Annotated in this window: 12 protein-coding genes and 1 rRNA gene; 2 read left to right on the plus strand and 11 right to left on the minus strand. The window is 59.7% G+C overall.

From position 1 onward, the window contains the following. Positions 1-198 precede the first annotated feature (198 nt). From ICM05_RS10590 to pdxS, 4 genes are all read right to left on the minus strand, one after another. Complete coding sequence (locus ICM05_RS10590; RefSeq protein ID WP_188024596.1) at positions 199-954, minus strand: amino acid ABC transporter ATP-binding protein; 756 nt, start codon at positions 952-954, stop codon at positions 199-201. Positions 955-974: 20 nt separating this feature from the next. Beyond that, positions 975-1,967, minus strand: coding sequence for an amino acid ABC transporter permease (locus ICM05_RS10595; RefSeq protein WP_188024568.1), 993 nt, complete (start codon positions 1,965-1,967; stop codon positions 975-977). A 26-nt stretch (positions 1,968-1,993) separates the two neighbouring features. Then, positions 1,994-2,887 (minus strand): ABC transporter substrate-binding protein, encoded by an 894-nt coding sequence (locus ICM05_RS10600; RefSeq protein WP_188024570.1) that lies wholly within the window; start codon positions 2,885-2,887, stop codon positions 1,994-1,996. Positions 2,888-3,130: 243 nt separating this feature from the next. Then, on the minus strand, positions 3,131-4,015 hold the full coding sequence (gene pdxS / locus ICM05_RS10605) for a pyridoxal 5'-phosphate synthase lyase subunit PdxS (protein ID WP_188024571.1): 885 nt from the start codon (positions 4,013-4,015) through the stop codon (positions 3,131-3,133). A gap of 527 nt (positions 4,016-4,542) precedes the next feature. Between pdxS and ICM05_RS10610 the strand changes: the two genes are divergently transcribed. Next, on the plus strand, positions 4,543-4,788 hold the full coding sequence (locus ICM05_RS10610; protein WP_188024573.1) for a hypothetical protein: 246 nt from the start codon (positions 4,543-4,545) through the stop codon (positions 4,786-4,788). A 116-nt stretch (positions 4,789-4,904) separates the two neighbouring features. On the opposite strand, the gene ICM05_RS10615 is transcribed toward ICM05_RS10610, so the two are convergent. The 4 genes from ICM05_RS10615 to ICM05_RS10630 all read right to left on the minus strand — a co-directional run bounded on the left by ICM05_RS10615 (position 4,905) and on the right by ICM05_RS10630 (position 7,729). Next, on the minus strand, positions 4,905-5,741 hold the full coding sequence (locus tag ICM05_RS10615; RefSeq protein WP_188024575.1) for a hypothetical protein: 837 nt from the start codon (positions 5,739-5,741) through the stop codon (positions 4,905-4,907). Continuing rightward, the gene (locus ICM05_RS10620) at positions 5,738-6,382 is read right to left on the minus strand and encodes an ABC transporter ATP-binding protein (protein ID WP_353055887.1); all 645 of its coding nucleotides are present in this window, start codon (positions 6,380-6,382) and stop codon (positions 5,738-5,740) included. The genes ICM05_RS10615 and ICM05_RS10620 overlap by 4 nt, the downstream gene beginning before the upstream one ends. Positions 6,383-6,473: 91 nt before the next feature. Then, on the minus strand, positions 6,474-6,845 hold the full coding sequence (locus ICM05_RS10625) for a GntR family transcriptional regulator (RefSeq protein WP_188024579.1): 372 nt from the start codon (positions 6,843-6,845) through the stop codon (positions 6,474-6,476). A 140-nt stretch (positions 6,846-6,985) separates the two neighbouring features. Further along, on the minus strand, positions 6,986-7,729 hold the full coding sequence (locus ICM05_RS10630) for a LysE family translocator (RefSeq protein ID WP_188024581.1): 744 nt from the start codon (positions 7,727-7,729) through the stop codon (positions 6,986-6,988). A 138-nt stretch (positions 7,730-7,867) separates the two neighbouring features. On the opposite strand from ICM05_RS10630, the gene ICM05_RS10635 reads away from it, so the two are divergent. Beyond that, entirely contained in the window at positions 7,868-8,605 is a 738-nt protein-coding gene (locus ICM05_RS10635) for a VIT family protein (protein WP_188024583.1), read from the plus strand. Between the two features lie 76 nt (positions 8,606-8,681). On the opposite strand, the gene ICM05_RS10640 is transcribed toward ICM05_RS10635, so the two are convergent. From ICM05_RS10640 to rrf, 3 genes are all read right to left on the minus strand, one after another. Then, positions 8,682-9,524 (minus strand): M15 family metallopeptidase, encoded by an 843-nt coding sequence (locus ICM05_RS10640; RefSeq protein ID WP_188024584.1) that lies wholly within the window; start codon positions 9,522-9,524, stop codon positions 8,682-8,684. Between the two features lie 158 nt (positions 9,525-9,682). Then, on the minus strand, positions 9,683-14,278 hold the full coding sequence (locus ICM05_RS10645) for a SpaA isopeptide-forming pilin-related protein (protein ID WP_188024585.1): 4,596 nt from the start codon (positions 14,276-14,278) through the stop codon (positions 9,683-9,685). A gap of 496 nt (positions 14,279-14,774) precedes the next feature. Further along, positions 14,775-14,878: ribosomal RNA gene (gene rrf / locus ICM05_RS10650) — 5S ribosomal RNA — on the minus strand; the annotation flags it as partial.

A 14,878-nucleotide genomic window follows, 5' to 3' on the forward strand; every position in this document is an offset into this window, starting at 1 on the left:
TTGTGTTTAACAGTACCTGCGGTCGCTATGCCGGCTCTACGACGATCTCACTTTGGCGCTTCCCGTGCCACAACGCACGCAACCCCGCGAGATAGACCGTTTCTCTCGAAACGAGGGCTTTCATGCACATGAAACTAGGAGCTTCGGCAGAAAGTGTCTATCTCGCGGGGTTGAGCGTAGCGAGCAGCGAGCAGCGACCTACAGCACCTTCGACAGGAACGCCTTGGTGCGCTCCCGCTGCGGGTTCGTGAGCACCTGCACCGGATCGCCTTCCTCAACGACGACGCCGCCATCCATGAAGACGAGCTTGTCGGCGACCTCGCGCGCAAAGCCCATCTCGTGGGTGACCACGATCATCGTCATGCCGCTCTCTGCAAGGCCCTTCATGACGTCGAGCACCTCGCCGACGAGTTCGGGGTCGAGCGCAGAGGTCGGCTCATCGAACAGCATGAGCTTCGGCTCCATGGCGAGCGCACGCGCGATGGCGACGCGCTGCTGCTGACCGCCTGAGAGGTGCGCCGGGTAGTAGTCGTAGCGTTCTGCCAGACCGACCCGAGCGAGCAGCTCCATCGCTCGCGCCTTCAGCTGCGCCTTGCTGCCACCCTTGCGGAGCAGGCCAGGCGCCAGCATGACATTCTCGAGCGCGGTGAGGTGCGGGAACAGGTTAAACCGCTGGAACACCATGCCAATGTCACGACGCTGCTTTGCGGCCTCCCGCGGATGCATCTCATACAGCTTGCCCGCCTTCTCGCGGTAGCCGACGACTTCGCCCTCCACCTCGAGGCGACCAGCGGTCACGGTTTCGAGGTGGTTGATGCAACGCAGGAACGTCGATTTCCCCGACCCCGAAGGGCCGACGAGGCAGAGCACTTCGCCGCGCTGCACCTCAAGTGAGATCGACTTCAGCACGAGGTTCGAGCCGTACGACTTAGATACGGCCTCAGCACGCACCATGGGAATTGAGTTGTTGGCACTCACTGCGCCACCCCGCTTCCTGCATCAGTTGGCCGTTGTTCGGGGCGCGGATCCCGCTTCGCGGCAGCCTCAGGCACATCGCCCATCACTTCGAGCACCCCGGTAGCGAGCGACGGCTTCATGACGTCTGGTCGCTTGCCGAGGCCCTTCCCGAAGTGGCGCTCCAGGTAGTACTGGCCCACCATGAGCACCGAGGTGATCACGAGGTACCAGATCGATGCAACGATCAGCATCGGCACCGGCTTGTAAGTCACCGCTGCGATGTCACGCGTACGCGTGTAGAGCTCGAGCGTGAACGGTACGGCGGTGACGAGTGATGTCGTTTTGAGCATCGAGATGACCTCGTTGCCCGTCGGCGGAATGATGACGCGCATCGCCTGCGGGAGGACAACGCGGGTCATCGTGTGCCACCAGCCAAGGCCAAGCGCGATCGACGCTTCTTCCTGGCCCTTATCAACGGCGAGCAGACCAGAGCGGACGATCTCCGCCATGTATGCCGCCTCATTCAGCGCGAGGCCGATCACCGCGAGCACGAAGAAGGAGAGCAGATCTTTGGTGTTGAACGACAGCCACGGATCCGTGAACGGGATGCCAATGTCGATCGTCTTGTAGATCGTCGCGATGAGGCCCCAGAACGTGAGTTGCACGTAGACCGGCGTACCGCGGAAGATCCACAGATACACCCAAGCAATGCCACGCACGATGGGGTTGTCGGACAGGCGCATCACCGCGAGGGTAATACCCAAGACGATCGCAATGATCATCGAGTACACGGTGAGCTGGATCGTATAGCCGATCGCAGAAATCACACGCTGGTCGAAGAGGTACTGACCAACGATGTCCCACGAATAGACCGGACGATTGACGGCGGCGTCATATACAAACAACGCCACGCAGGCGAGCAGAACGACCGCGAGGACCGTTCGGCCGGGGTGTCGAAGCCGAACCGCTTCGATCGGCTTCGACACCGCGTGAGTCTGATTCTCAGACATGATTACCTTGAGCCGAAGGTGTCCGACTACTCCTTGCCAGCGTTAATGGTCGCTGCGTCGAGAGCGCCAGCGTCAACACCAGCGGCCTTGAGGATCTTCTCGTACGAACCATCGTCCATGAGCGACTGCAGCGCAGCGTTCACGGCCTTGGTCGTGTCACTGCCCTTCTGCACGGCGAAGCCGTAGGGTGCGCCGTCGAAGATGTCACCCACGAGCTCGAGCTCGCCGCTGAGCTTTGCGACAGCTGCGCCAGCAACGGGCGAGTCAGCCGAGAATGCGTCTGCCTTGCCGTTGACCACAGCGTTGGTCACCTCTGACTGTGCTGCAGCGGGAAGGATGGTGATCTCGGGCTTGCCAGCTGCCTTGCATTCCTCGTTACGTGCGGGGAGCTCGTCGGTGTGCTGCACGGTACCGGTCTGCACTGCGACGGTCAGGCCGCACGCGTTATCGGGATCGATGTCGCTGCCGGGCTGCGCAACCCACTGGCTACCAGCGTCGAGGAAGTTCACGAAGTCAACGACCTTCTGTCGCTCGACGTTATCGGTGAACGACGAGGAACCCATGTTCAGGGTGCCTTCCTCGATGCGGGGCAGGATGCTGTCGAAGGGCAGAATCTCCCACTCGGGTTCGAGACCAAGCTTTGCCGACACAGCCTCGGCGAGCTCGACGCCCCAGCCGATGGGCTTGCCGTTCGGGTCCTTGTACTCGTTGGGCGGGTACTCTGCGTCGGTGCCGATGAGGAAGACGCCCGAGTCGCGGATCTCCTTCGGAAGCAGCGCAGCCGCCGCCTCGTCAACCTTGATCTCGACGCCGGAGCTTTCGGCCGTACCCTCTGATTCCTTCTCTGCGTTGTTTACGCAGCCGGTGAGGGTGAGCGCTGCAGCCGCAGCGAGCGCGGGAATTACATAACGAATCTTCATTGATTTCTCCGTCGTAATGAACGTATTCAAGTGCGGCGTTGACGACGATTGGCTCGTGCGTCATCGCCTGTATCGGAAGCCACACTACCCAGACTTTGGGGGTTCACCACGAAGTTGAGCTGCAATTGTTGTCGTTCTGTTTCCCCGCGCCGGGCACCGTCGTCGGAATCCTCCAAACAATGTGCGCTGGCCACGATTCACTTTCGTGGCCAGCGCACATATGGGGCGCGGATCGCTCAGCGCCTACCAACCACGCTCGGCGAGGCGGTGCGGCGCGGGAAGATCCGCCACATTGATACCCACCATGGCCTGGCCGAGACCGCGCGAGACCTCAGCGATGACATCGGGATTGTTGTAATTCGCCACCGCGCGGACGATCGCTGCGGCACGCTTCTCGGGGTTGCCCGACTTGAAGATGCCAGAGCCGACGAAGACGCCGTCAGCACCGAGCTGCATCATCATCGCTGCGTCGGCTGGGGTTGCGACGCCGCCAGCGGTGAACAGTGTGACGGGGAGCTTTCCGGTGCGCGCAACCTCGACGACGAGCTCGTAGGGCGCCTGGAGCTCCTTGGCTGCGACGTAGAGTTCGTCCTCCTGGAGGCGAGTGAGGGCCGCGATCTCCGTCTTGATCGTGCGAATGTGCTTGGTCGCTTCAGACACGTCGCCGGTACCGGCCTCGCCCTTTGAGCGGATCATGGCCGCACCCTCGGTGACGCGGCGGAGCGCCTCACCCAGGTTTGTGGCACCACAGACGAAGGGAGCGTTGAATCCGCGCTTGTCGATGTGGTTCACGTAGTCGGCGGGCGAGAGGACCTCGGACTCGTCGATGAAATCGATGCCGAGCGACTCGAGCACCTGCGCTTCAACGAAGTGGCCGATGCGCGCCTTTGCCATCACGGGGATGTCGACGACGGCCTGGATGCCCGCGATCAGATCGGGATCGCTCATGCGGGCGACGCCGCCCTCGGCGCGAATGTCAGCGGGAACCCGCTCGAGCGCCATGACAGCGACGGCGCCTGCAGCCGCAGCGATGCGGGCCTGTTCTGCATCGACGACGTCCATGATGACGCCGCCCTTGAGCGAGGTAGCGACGTCGAGCTTTGCGGAAAGATTCTTGTTTTCAGTCATGTCCCCAGCGTGACACTGGTTCACCACATAGACCTTGTTTCGCAAAACCAAGTGAACCAGTTCCCGGCTGTGGCGGGTGCGCTTTGGCTCATCGGAGCGCCTGGGCCTAGGCTCGCGCGAGCGCGCGTTGGGCCAGGGAAAGTGGGCGGATCGGTCCACACTGCCGCAGATCCTTGTCATTCCTCGTCAGTTTCGTCGCCGCGGCGAGCGCGGCCATACCCTCGATGCACGGCCTGCTCATTAGGAAGGCAGCTTGATGTCCTCAATCGCAAGATCCGTGCTCGCCATTCTCGTGATGGCTTGCTTGTTGTGTTTGGCGACGATGCCAAGCCAACAGACTGAACCTCCCGTAGCGGCCGAAGCACCCGCAATCCACTCCGACTCCAGTGGCGGCTGCTGGTCCCAGGCGGGCCGGGTGTTTGGCGGGTTCTGGGGCGCTCTCGCAGCCACTGCGATTTCGCCATGGGCAGCAGGCAGTGCGTGGATCGCTTATTCCGGGCTACTCAACAACGAACCTAAGGACCACGATGGAAACTTCCTCTGCTGACACCCCGCCACGGGCTGCGCCACTGTTCCTCGCACTCCAAGTGACCTTTGCCGCAATCTGGGCTGCAATTGCATTGTGGTCGATGACGCACACGAATGATCAGGTTTTTGTCATTCTCAATCTCTTCGCTTTCCTCGGGTTTGTCTACACCACCGCCGTGCTTGCAAAAGATCTGCTGGCAGCGCTGTGCGTTCGACCGCGCCCCGACGAGCAACCACCTCGCTAGCCCCGGCGCCTCAAGACCCACCAACGCAAAAAGGCCCGCGTAGCCGTCAACCGGAACCGGTCGGAACTACGCGGGCCTTCGAAGCAGCCGCTCACGCAGAGCGACGGCATCCACGGTTAGCGGAGTGAGGTGCGCCGCTCGATCGAGTGCACGCCCTTCCACGCGAGTAGCGCACCCACCACAACGAGCAGCGGCAAGAAGCCAATGCCAATCATGGTTGGCTCAGGAGCTTCAGGCCCCAGACGAACGGCTTCCACAATCTCGGAGAGCATTCCGTTCCAGACGATGCTGCCCGCGTCAGCTCCAGTGACTTGCAGCCCGATCGGCACGAACATCATCGCGAGCACGCTGAGCACCTGCATGAAGAAGTACAGCGCAATTCCCAAGATGATTGGCGCGCCCCCGCCAAGACTGGAGAATCGTTCCTCAGCTCCAACCGAGAGCACCGTTGCGCCAGCAACCAGCACGAAGAGGAGCTGCGCAGCGAGCGCCCCAACCAAGAACCACAGCATCGGGGCACCGATGCTGTTCAGCACCATCTCGCGCCATCCGGTGAGCTGTTCGCCCAGTGGCGCGCGAGCCGCAATGCTATTCGCCGCCACCCACAAGAACAGGCCGATGAGCGTCAGCGCCGTCGCAGCAAGGCACACGATGAGCGCGTGCAGCAATTTCGTCCAGTACAGCGCACGACCGCGCACCGGGATGATCATCGTGAAATAGCCTTCGCGGCCATACATGGTGCGCCAATAGTCAATGGCCAGCATGACCAGTGCTGCGGGCACGGCAGCGAGCGCCGCGACGATCCCCAGTACCGAGGCAATGCCGCCCAGCACCGGAACATTGATAGCCACCAGCGCGAACGCGGGGATCAGCACAGCGGGAATCGCCGCGAGACCAAGCCACACGGTTCGCGCTGCGGCACGGAAGTGATGAGAAAGCAGTGCGCCGATCATGCTGCGTACACCTTCCTAAAGAGCGCATCTATGCCGAGACCGTGTTCTTCACGCAGGTCGTCAGCAGACCCCTCGAGCAGCACATGGCCCGCTCGCAGGAAGATGACATCGTCAACGATCGCCTCAACATCACTAATCAAGTGCGTCGACAGCAGGAGCGTTGAACCGTCGTTCAGGTTCGACAGGATGCCTCGGAGGATAACATCGCGTGAGGCGGGGTCAACGCCAGAGATCGGCTCGTCGAGCAAGTACACGGATGCGTTGCGTGACATCGCAAGCGCAATCTGAATCTTCTCGCGCATGCCCTTCGACATGTTCTTCAGCGTGACGTCCCATGGCAGCCCGAAGAAATCAACCATGGAACGGGCCTTCGCCGCGTCAAAATCAGCGAAGAAGCGTTCGAACTGCGCAATGGCGTCGGCCGCCCGCAAGTGCGGTGCGAGGAACGAGGTGTCGGGAAGGAACGACACCTTGGCCTTCGAGTCGGGGCCGGGCACGCTGCCCGCGATCCGCACGTCGCCGGACCAGTTTGCAAGCACACCCGCAAGAATCTTCAAGAGGGTGGTCTTGCCGGCGCCGTTGTCGCCCATGAGGCCGACAATACGGCCGGGTGCGATGCGCAAATTGATGTCATTCAACACCCTGCGGGCGCGGAAAGATTTGGTGAGGTGATTCACCTCAATCACCGGGGCAGCGGCTGCTCCCCTGGCGAGTCTATAAGCGAGTGGTCAGTCATGACGCGTCCTCTCTGTCATTCCAGAGCTGCGCGAGCAGCTCGGAAGCCTGCTCAAGCGTCATTCCCATCGCAGCCATCGAGGCAGCAAAATCTGTCACCTTCGTTGCGGCGAGCGCAGCGCGCGCCTCAGCGATGGCGGCAGCGTCCGTTGACACGAACCGGCCCGCAGTTCGCTCAGTCACCGTCAAGCCGAGGCGATCAACCTCGGCTAGCGCTTTCTGCACCGTATTCGGGTTCACCCCGACGTCGAGCGCAAGCTCACGCACCGAGGGAAGCTTGCCACCTGGAGGCCAAGTTCCGGCAACAATACGCTGCCGGAACTCGTCGACGAGCTGTGCCCAAATCGGGCGCGAATCGTCGATCTGCATAGGGAATTCTCCTTGAGTAAAGTCACGCGAGAGTGCCGACCGGTTCGGAGCGCTCCCCCGTCCACGTTCGACAGAGTCACTCAACCCTCACGCGTATCACTGTACTACGACAGTAATACAAGGTCAAGAAGTATGAACCCCTACAGCAGAGCGAGCACCAACTCCACAACCACCACGACCGCAACGAGCAAGAAGACCACGCTCGCGCACAGATCAATGACGGGCGTCGCTCGGCCAAACCATCGCTGGAATCCGCGCGAAGATGTGAGCAACGCAAAGGAAACGAACCACGCAAGGCCCACCACCGTCAACGCAATCAAGACAAGCGCACGATCAAACATCGTCGCCTCAGCAGGGAGAATCTGCGAGAAGAGCGCAGTGAAAAACAACAGCGCCTTCGGGTTCGACATGTTCGTGAGGAAGCCCATCCGCATGGGATGCGCAACGGGCTCTCCGGCGACCGACGACCTGCTGCTGGGCCGATCCGCCCCCACAGCACCTCCCAGCGGGATCGCCACCGACCCGGTCGTCACCAATTCACGCGCACGATCGTTCGCGCGCACCCGCGCCCGGTCACGCAGGGCGCGGATCGCAGCCCGACCACCCTGAATGCCCATCCAACCGAGCACTGCAGCGCCGATGATCTGCAGGATCGGCAACAGCGCCGGCATCGCAAGCATGAGCGCCGCGAGACCAGTGACCGAGGCGGCCGTCCACACCGCGTTGCCCGTCATAATGCCGACCGCACCCCACAGCGCCGCGCTGCGGCTGCGGAGGCCAAGCTTCAACACCAGGAAGGTATCTGGCCCGGGCACAATCACCGCGGCCGCAAATGTCACTAACAGGGTTACCCACGCCGTCACCGACATCGCACTTACTACCACCTATCAATTCTGCCAGATTGCGGGCAGCTGACTGAGCCGTGTGACCTTACGTTGCCAGGGAAGTAGCGACCATCACATCGAGGTAATGGCAGCCTTGCCTTGCTTGTGCGTTCCCCGTTTTCGGACGATGATGACACTATGAGTGACGACCAGAGCATCGAATCTGCAATCAACCATCTCCATGAGCGACACAAGGAGGAGGGCATCGGCCAGCGTCTGAACTGGCTGCGCGCGGGCGTGCTCGGCGGCAACGACGGCATCGTTTCTGTCGCCGGTGTCGTTATCGGTGTCGCAGCAGCATCACCCGGCAACACCGCAGCGATCATGACCGCTGGTGTCGCCGCCCTCGTCGCTGGCGCGTTCTCGATGGCCGGTGGCGAATACGTGTCAGTGAGCACCCAGCGCGACACCGAAAAGGCGCTGATTGAGCGCGAGAAGCAGGAGCTGAAGGATCAGCCCGCCGCCGAACTCGCAGAACTCACCGGCCTGTACCGACGCCGCGGACTCTCCCCCAAGCTCGCACGCCAGGTCGCAGAAGAGCTCACCGCGCACGATGCGCTCGCAGCTCACGCTGAGGTCGAACTCGGCATCGACCCCAAGGAACTCACGAGCCCCTGGGCCGCAGCGTTCTCATCGTTCGTCGCATTCACTGTCGGCGGACTCATCCCCCTCATCATGGTGCTGCTGCCCTTCGGCAATCCGGTCATCACGACCGCGGTCGCGGTAGTTGTCGGCCTATTCCTGACAGGGTGGATCAGCGCCAAGCTCGGCGAGGCACCACGCGGTCCGGCGATCTTGCGCAACGTCCTCATGGGCTCCGCGACCATGCTCGCGACGTACCTCATCGGTCTACTCTTCGGCGTCGCGGTCTCCTAGCCCACGCCCACACATGCAGCATGCCCCGTCCCTCACAGTGTGAGCGGCGGGGCATGCTGTTGCGACGAAGACGCCGCTAGTCGAGGTTGGTGGGGGCCGCTGGCAGCCCCAGGAAGTCTTCGAGGTTCTTTACGCCCTGCTCATGCATTGCGGTAGCAACCTCAACGCCGACATAGCGGAAGTGCCACGGCTCGAATGTGTAGCCAACCGTCGGCTGCTCACCCTCGTTGTAGCGCAGAATGTAGCCGTACTGCCACGAGTTCTCACGCAGCCAAGCGCCCGTCGCAGTATCGCGGAAGCACTCCGAAAGCGCACAGCCCTCGTCACCCTCCAGGTCTACAACAAGACCCGTCTGATGCTCTGAGAAACCTGGCCGAGCCGTATCTTGGTCGGCAAATTCGACGCCACCCTGCGCCACGAGATCATCGTAGATCTCCTTCTGCAGCTCGTAATCTCGGTATCCGCTCGTAATCGTGATCGGAACCCCAGCGGCCACCGACGCGTCATACATCTTGCGGAGCGCGGTTGCAGCCTCGGCGCGGATCGGATGCCCCCACACCGAGGGAATCCCCTCAGGTACCACCAGGTCGTCAGGCGCCCAATCAATTGGGTTCATGGGTCGCTGCTTGTTCACGACGACCGTGATTGAGCTAGGCGAATCGACATCGTACGTCGGCGCCGGCTCAGGTTCTGGCTCAGGAGTGGGCTCCGGTGCCGGTTCGGGCTTCGGAGCCGGAGCGGGCGCTGTCACCGCAGGGGCGACAGGCGCATACCGTGCCTGCAACGCAGGCCAGAAGACCACAGCCAGGATCACCAGCAACACAACAATGCCGCCGCCGATACCCAGACCAAGCTTGAGCCGGCGTCGCCGCCGAGCTCGTACTTCGGGATGTTTTGCCCAGGTCTTCTCGATGTTCATTCCTGCAATCGTTTCATATGCCTCCGACATTTTGCTGCGGATCCGCGCCCTGTCCCCCAATCAACAGCGTCCTGGCGCCAAAAAACCGAGGGACCCATGCAGTGCATGAGCCCCTCGGTTGTGTACTCAGATCAGCCAGCGACCGATCTCAGTAGGTGTTAGATCGCAGCCTTCGCGGAACGACGGCGCCAGAACGCCAGCGCGCCACCGGCAGCGATCAGCAGACCCGCGATACCAACGAAGATCAGCGGCGAAGTGCCACCGGTGTTGGGGAGCGAGTTCACGATCGGGGTGCCGGGGTGAGCGGGATCCATCGGAGTCGACGTGTTGTCATCGACATCGGGATCGGTCGGGTCGATCGGCTCCGAGGTGTTGTCATCCCAGTCAAGAACGATGACGCCAGCATCCCACGTGGGATCGATGCCCTCGCTCGCAAGCACGTTACCGAAGAGGTAATCCTTGATAAGCACGCTCGAGTCATCAAGGACGATCTTGCCAGTGAACCCGGTCGTCACGTCTGCACGCGAGTGCAGGGTGCTCTCTACGCCGTCGGCACGCTCAGTGGTGAAGCCGTAGATCTTTGCCTGCTCCTCGGCCAGTACGAACTTAATCTCGTACTCACCAGCGCCGAGCTGATCGAACAGGTAGCGACCATTTTCATCGGTCACTGCGGTGTCGAGAAGCTCGCCATCCTTGTACAGCTCAACCGTGACGCCGGGCAGCACCTGCTCGCGATCCTTCTTAGGAACGTCGATGCCGTCCTGACGACCGTTGCGGTTCTTATCGATCCAAACAACGTCACCAATTGCGTAGGTCTTGCCTGCGGTGTTCAGGAAGTCCACCGGGTTCGCAATGACGCTACCGTCAACCACGATTTCCATCGAGGCACGCTCGCGGATGTAACCAACCGGCGCAATGTTCTCGGTCAGCCAGTACGTGCCAACCTCGTCTACCCACACCGGGGTGCCATCTGCGTGAACAATTTGGCCGTCAATGATCTTGAGATCGTCGGCGAGGGTGACCTTTCCGTTCTCATCCTCAGGATCCACACCCTCAAGGGTGAACAGCGCCTGATCATCGTTAGCGATAACATCGCCACTTACGGCATCAACCTTCCTGAGGTCGAGTCGGAAGCGCGGAGCATTCTTCAGACTAACGTTCGGGGCAGCGTCCTCGAGCGTGACGACCTCGAACTGGAGTGCGTCCTTCGCGAGGAAGTAACCGTTCGGAGCGACGTCTTCCTGGAGCCAGTAGAAGCCAATCGCGTCTACCTTGACCGGAGTGCCGTCCTCATCAATCACAATCTTGCCGCCATCTACGAGGCGGAGATCGGTGAAGAGAGGCTCGGGCTTCGGCTCAGCCGCAGGATCCGAGTTGTACAGCGAGAAACGGGCGGTGGTGTCGACGATCGGATCGCCGGTCACCGAATCAACCTTGTTCAGGTTGAGTGGCAGCAGCGGTACGTTCTCGAAGTTGACCGCCAGAGGCTTGCCCTCAGCAGTTGCTGCAGCGAGATCGGCAACGGTGAACTTCACCGGTGCCTCTGCACGCACGTAGCCTGCGGGTGCAACCTTCTCAGTCAGCGTGTATTCGCCGACCATGTCTACATAGATTGCCTCGCCGTTCTCCTGAACGATCTTGTTGTCGATCACACGGAGGTCGTCGAAGAGCACACCGTTCGCGCCGCCGTTCGCGAGGACGGGGCCCTCGAGGGTGAAGCGTGCGTTCTCATCGGTGATCTTTGCAGCAGCGTTGAGCTTGTTGACCTTGTTGAGGTCAAGCTCGAGTGCGCGGTTGTTCCAGAGGGTGACGGGCTTGGAAGACCCGTCCTTCCCGACAACGAACTCCACAGGAGTCTTATCGAGGACATAACCCGCAGGCGCCTCGACCTCCTGTAGGCGATAGGTGCCTGCGCCGTCTGCCGGAAGGATTACCGTTGCGGTCTCACCAGCCTCGTCTGCAAAGAGGATCTGGCCTTCCTTCACGGTAAGAGTGCGGTCCGCGAAGAATCGCGTCCAATCGCCATCAACCTGCTTGTACAGGTGGAACGTACCGCCCCCGACAATAACGTTCTCGGGGTTAGTCTCCTGGATGTCTACCTTCTGCAGGCTGAGCGGGATACCGTCAGTGACGGTAACCGAGGCCTTCGATCCGCCCGCTTTATTGACTACGGAGACATTCTCCGCGGGCTTGTCAATACGGACCTTGAAGTAGAGGATCGGCTTAGTCGCAGGGTCGATAGCGTCCTTGGCGATAACAACCTTGCCGTTACTTCCGGCTACTCCCTCAAGGTAGGTTGCTTTCAGGGTCTTAGAGTCCTCGAGGTTAGCGGACTTATCCGAGGAGATCACGCCCTTGGCATTCGAGAAGCCGAGGAAGGTCACTCCAGCCGGGAGAACGTCAACTACATCTGCCACGAGGTTTCTGAAGTTTCCGTGGGCGCGAAGATCGATCTGGTAGACGAACTCATCATTGTACTTCTCGCTGGTGGGGACGCGAAGGTTGCTCGTGAACTCGTCACTACCTGCCTGAGCAACAAGCTTGCGAACCGAAAGCTCATTACCGAACGAAGTTGCCTCCGAAGTGGTTTTGGAGCTGTAGAAGAACTCGGTGCTCTCACCATGGTAGGTGGCGCTGTTCTTCAGTACCTTGTCTTCTTTGCCATCGAACGCATGAGTGGTCAGCGTAATCGCAAGATTCCAGGGCTTGTCGAACTTATCCGAATACTTTGCGCCAAGAACTGCTTCACTAAAACGCGCATTCGGCTTGATGATGAGGTGGCCGCGCGTATCAAGTGAGAGATCGAAGTGCTCTGCACCGAGCGTCACAGTGCCATACTTGCCGTTCAGCTTAATCTTGTCGAGGTTTTCCTCAGTCACATCAAACACTGAGTGGTCGATATCGTCATCAATGTAGGACAACATCGCATTCGGGAGCGCCGGCGCATCTTCGCTCTTACCCTTGCCAACCACAATATTGTAGGTAGCTTCAAGGGGCTGGCCGGCCTTAACCGTCAGTTCCTTCTGGGCAGGAGCCTGTTTTTGGAACATGTTCGAATCATCGATAGCACCCTCGAGCTTCGACTGAGTCTTCGTGCTTACCGCAGCGTTCTTGTTCGTGGTCTTAGCTCCGATGTCGTCGGAGTAAACAAACACTGCCTTGTTGGTGGCCTCATAAGTGTTTCGATAGATCGAATTATGCTTGTCGTTACCAGACACCTGGACGACCTGCGCCTTCACCTTCACGGTGTAGATTGCTGCAAGGTCATTACCGAAGTTGATAGCAAGCTTCTGAGCGCCTGCGGTTGCGTCTACCCAGTAGTGCAGCTTGTACCTATCCGATGCAAAATCCGCGGGGAGAGTCTCATCAGTTACCCGAGTAAAGTCGCCCGAAAACTCCAGGAAGTCTTCCGGGTTAGTGCCGTTGAACTCGACGTCAGCGGGCATCGAGTCCGTCATAACGACATTCGATTTAAGCCCAAACTTCGAATTCGATGCGTAGGGAGCAAACTCGGTGAGGTTCGCGGTGATCGTGTAGGTGACATCCCATGGGTTCTCGAGCGCAACCGGACCCGGATTCTCCTTAGTAAGGTCAATCACATCGTCGACAAGCTTTGTATTCGGGACTACAGTCTTACCGAAGGCCGTGTTGCCTTCCGGGCGAGGCATCCGAGGAAGATGACCCTTTACCGGAACCGTGGCAACCGCATCCTTGATGCCGTCGATTGCAACCGTGTTTGCAAGGTCAAAGGCCGTGAAATCGCCACCAGCGATGACGTCCATGCCGCTGCTCTCGTAGGCCCTCTGCATAACGAGCTGAAGAGCATCAGCGTCCTTGACCCCTACAGAGTACGTGAACAAATACTCTGAATTCGGCTCCGCCTGGAACGAGTAGGAGAAGGCATCACCTGAGATCATTGGCTCTTCAAGACCCGCGACGGGACGAGAGTTGAGACCATTCTCATCACGCACAGTACCCGTGAGGGAGAGCTTGCCAACGAAGTTGAGGTACTCGTTTTGGGGCTTTGAAAGCGCGTCCTTGAACGTAACCGTCTGCGCCTTGTCAGTCTTTACTGTGTAGGTGTACTTAAGAACTGCGTCTCTATTAATGACAACAGTGCCATTCTCGCGATCGTAATCATCCCCGGGGAAGGAGATCGACGATACGGGGTTCCAGCTATCCGAGTTAGCGCGCTTCGTGTGCGAAAGCTCGTTAAAGAGGGCAGGGACATCGCCGTCCTTTAGGAAGACGACCTTAATACCATCAGCATCAGCGCCTGGAAGCTCCCAGTGGATGGGGGCTGCCGTCGATTCATCGATTTTGGTCAGCTTGAACTGGAAGTACAGCGATCCCTGAGAAATGGGGGTTCCATCGGGATTGGTGGGCAGCGGATCCTTGAACTTAACTCGTGCACCCACACCAATCTCAGGACCATCTGGGTCAGCGGGATTTGTGCCCTTGATCACCGTAATCGAATCAATGAGATCGTTACCGTCAGGAACGTCAAGCGTATCGCCCACCAACTGAAGGCCGGCGGGGAGCATAAACTCCGCTTCTTGGCCGGGCTCAGGCTCGTGATATCCAATGCCGACGGTGTAGGTACCGCTCTCCGTGAGAATAAGCCCGTCTTCAAACTTGTCAGTAAGCTTGTGCTCACCCGTCGCATCGAACATGCCGATGTAAGAAAGGGTACCTTCGTCAGTCGCAGCATCCTCGGCTGCGAAAGCAGGCGCATTAAAGCCTGTAAATACCATTAGTGCCGCGAGCAAGCTCGCTAACAGTGGCACGAAAAAGCGCGCGCGAAGGCGCGGCTGGATGTGCTCAGACATCGTCGTTCCCCCCTAGAAACGAAAAAAGACCGCGAACTAAATCGCGGCCTCGCGTGTAAAACGTAGATGTGTCTACGCCCAAAAATGCGCGCACCTGTCCCCACAGGACGCACAATGTTCAGCTAAGTCTTTCATGCGCATAGAAAATGCACAAGTGTTGATAAATATAGCCGCGGGAAACCTTTCAGGGAAAACACCTCCCCTCCCCCCCCAGTTATCAAACCTGATCAGGGATTTTAGTAGCACCCGCCGCAATTCAGAGAGTTCAAATTGAGCATAAAAAAAGGGGGCCCGCCCCCTAGCCCCTCCCCCTACAACAGGAAAAGAAACCAGGGAACGAACCCCCAATAAAACAGTGAAAGGGAAACAACACGCTTGCACTCATTGCAAACCGTTGCTCCCCTCTCACCCACCAAAAGGTGTCCGGCGGTGACCTACTCTCCCACACCCTCCCGAGTGCAGTACCATCGGCGCTGTCAGTCTTAGCTTCCGGGTTCGGAATGTAACCGGGCGTTTCCCTGACGC

It is taken from the genome of Leucobacter sp. cx-42, from assembly GCF_014529985.1.
Classification (GTDB): Bacteria; Actinomycetota; Actinomycetes; order Actinomycetales; family Microbacteriaceae; genus Leucobacter.

Excerpts from the sequence above, each read along its gene's own strand:
- ICM05_RS10590 (WP_188024596.1), bottom strand. The coding sequence starts at position 954 with ATGGTGCGTGCTGAGGCCGTATCTAAGTCGTACGGCTCGAACCTCGTG.
- ICM05_RS10595 (WP_188024568.1), bottom strand. The coding sequence starts at position 1,967 with ATGTCTGAGAATCAGACTCACGCGGTGTCGAAGCCGATCGAAGCGGTT.
- ICM05_RS10600 (WP_188024570.1), bottom strand. The coding sequence starts at position 2,887 with ATGAAGATTCGTTATGTAATTCCCGCGCTCGCTGCGGCTGCAGCGCTC.
- pdxS (WP_188024571.1), bottom strand. The coding sequence starts at position 4,015 with ATGACTGAAAACAAGAATCTTTCCGCAAAGCTCGACGTCGCTACCTCG.
- ICM05_RS10610 (WP_188024573.1), top strand. The coding sequence starts at position 4,543 with ATGGAAACTTCCTCTGCTGACACCCCGCCACGGGCTGCGCCACTGTTC.
- ICM05_RS10615 (WP_188024575.1), bottom strand. The coding sequence starts at position 5,741 with ATGATCGGCGCACTGCTTTCTCATCACTTCCGTGCCGCAGCGCGAACC.
- ICM05_RS10625 (WP_188024579.1), bottom strand. The coding sequence starts at position 6,845 with ATGCAGATCGACGATTCGCGCCCGATTTGGGCACAGCTCGTCGACGAG.
- ICM05_RS10635 (WP_188024583.1), top strand. The coding sequence starts at position 7,868 with ATGAGTGACGACCAGAGCATCGAATCTGCAATCAACCATCTCCATGAG.
- ICM05_RS10640 (WP_188024584.1), bottom strand. The coding sequence starts at position 9,524 with ATGAACATCGAGAAGACCTGGGCAAAACATCCCGAAGTACGAGCTCGG.
- ICM05_RS10645 (WP_188024585.1), bottom strand. The coding sequence starts at position 14,278 with ATGGTATTTACAGGCTTTAATGCGCCTGCTTTCGCAGCCGAGGATGCT.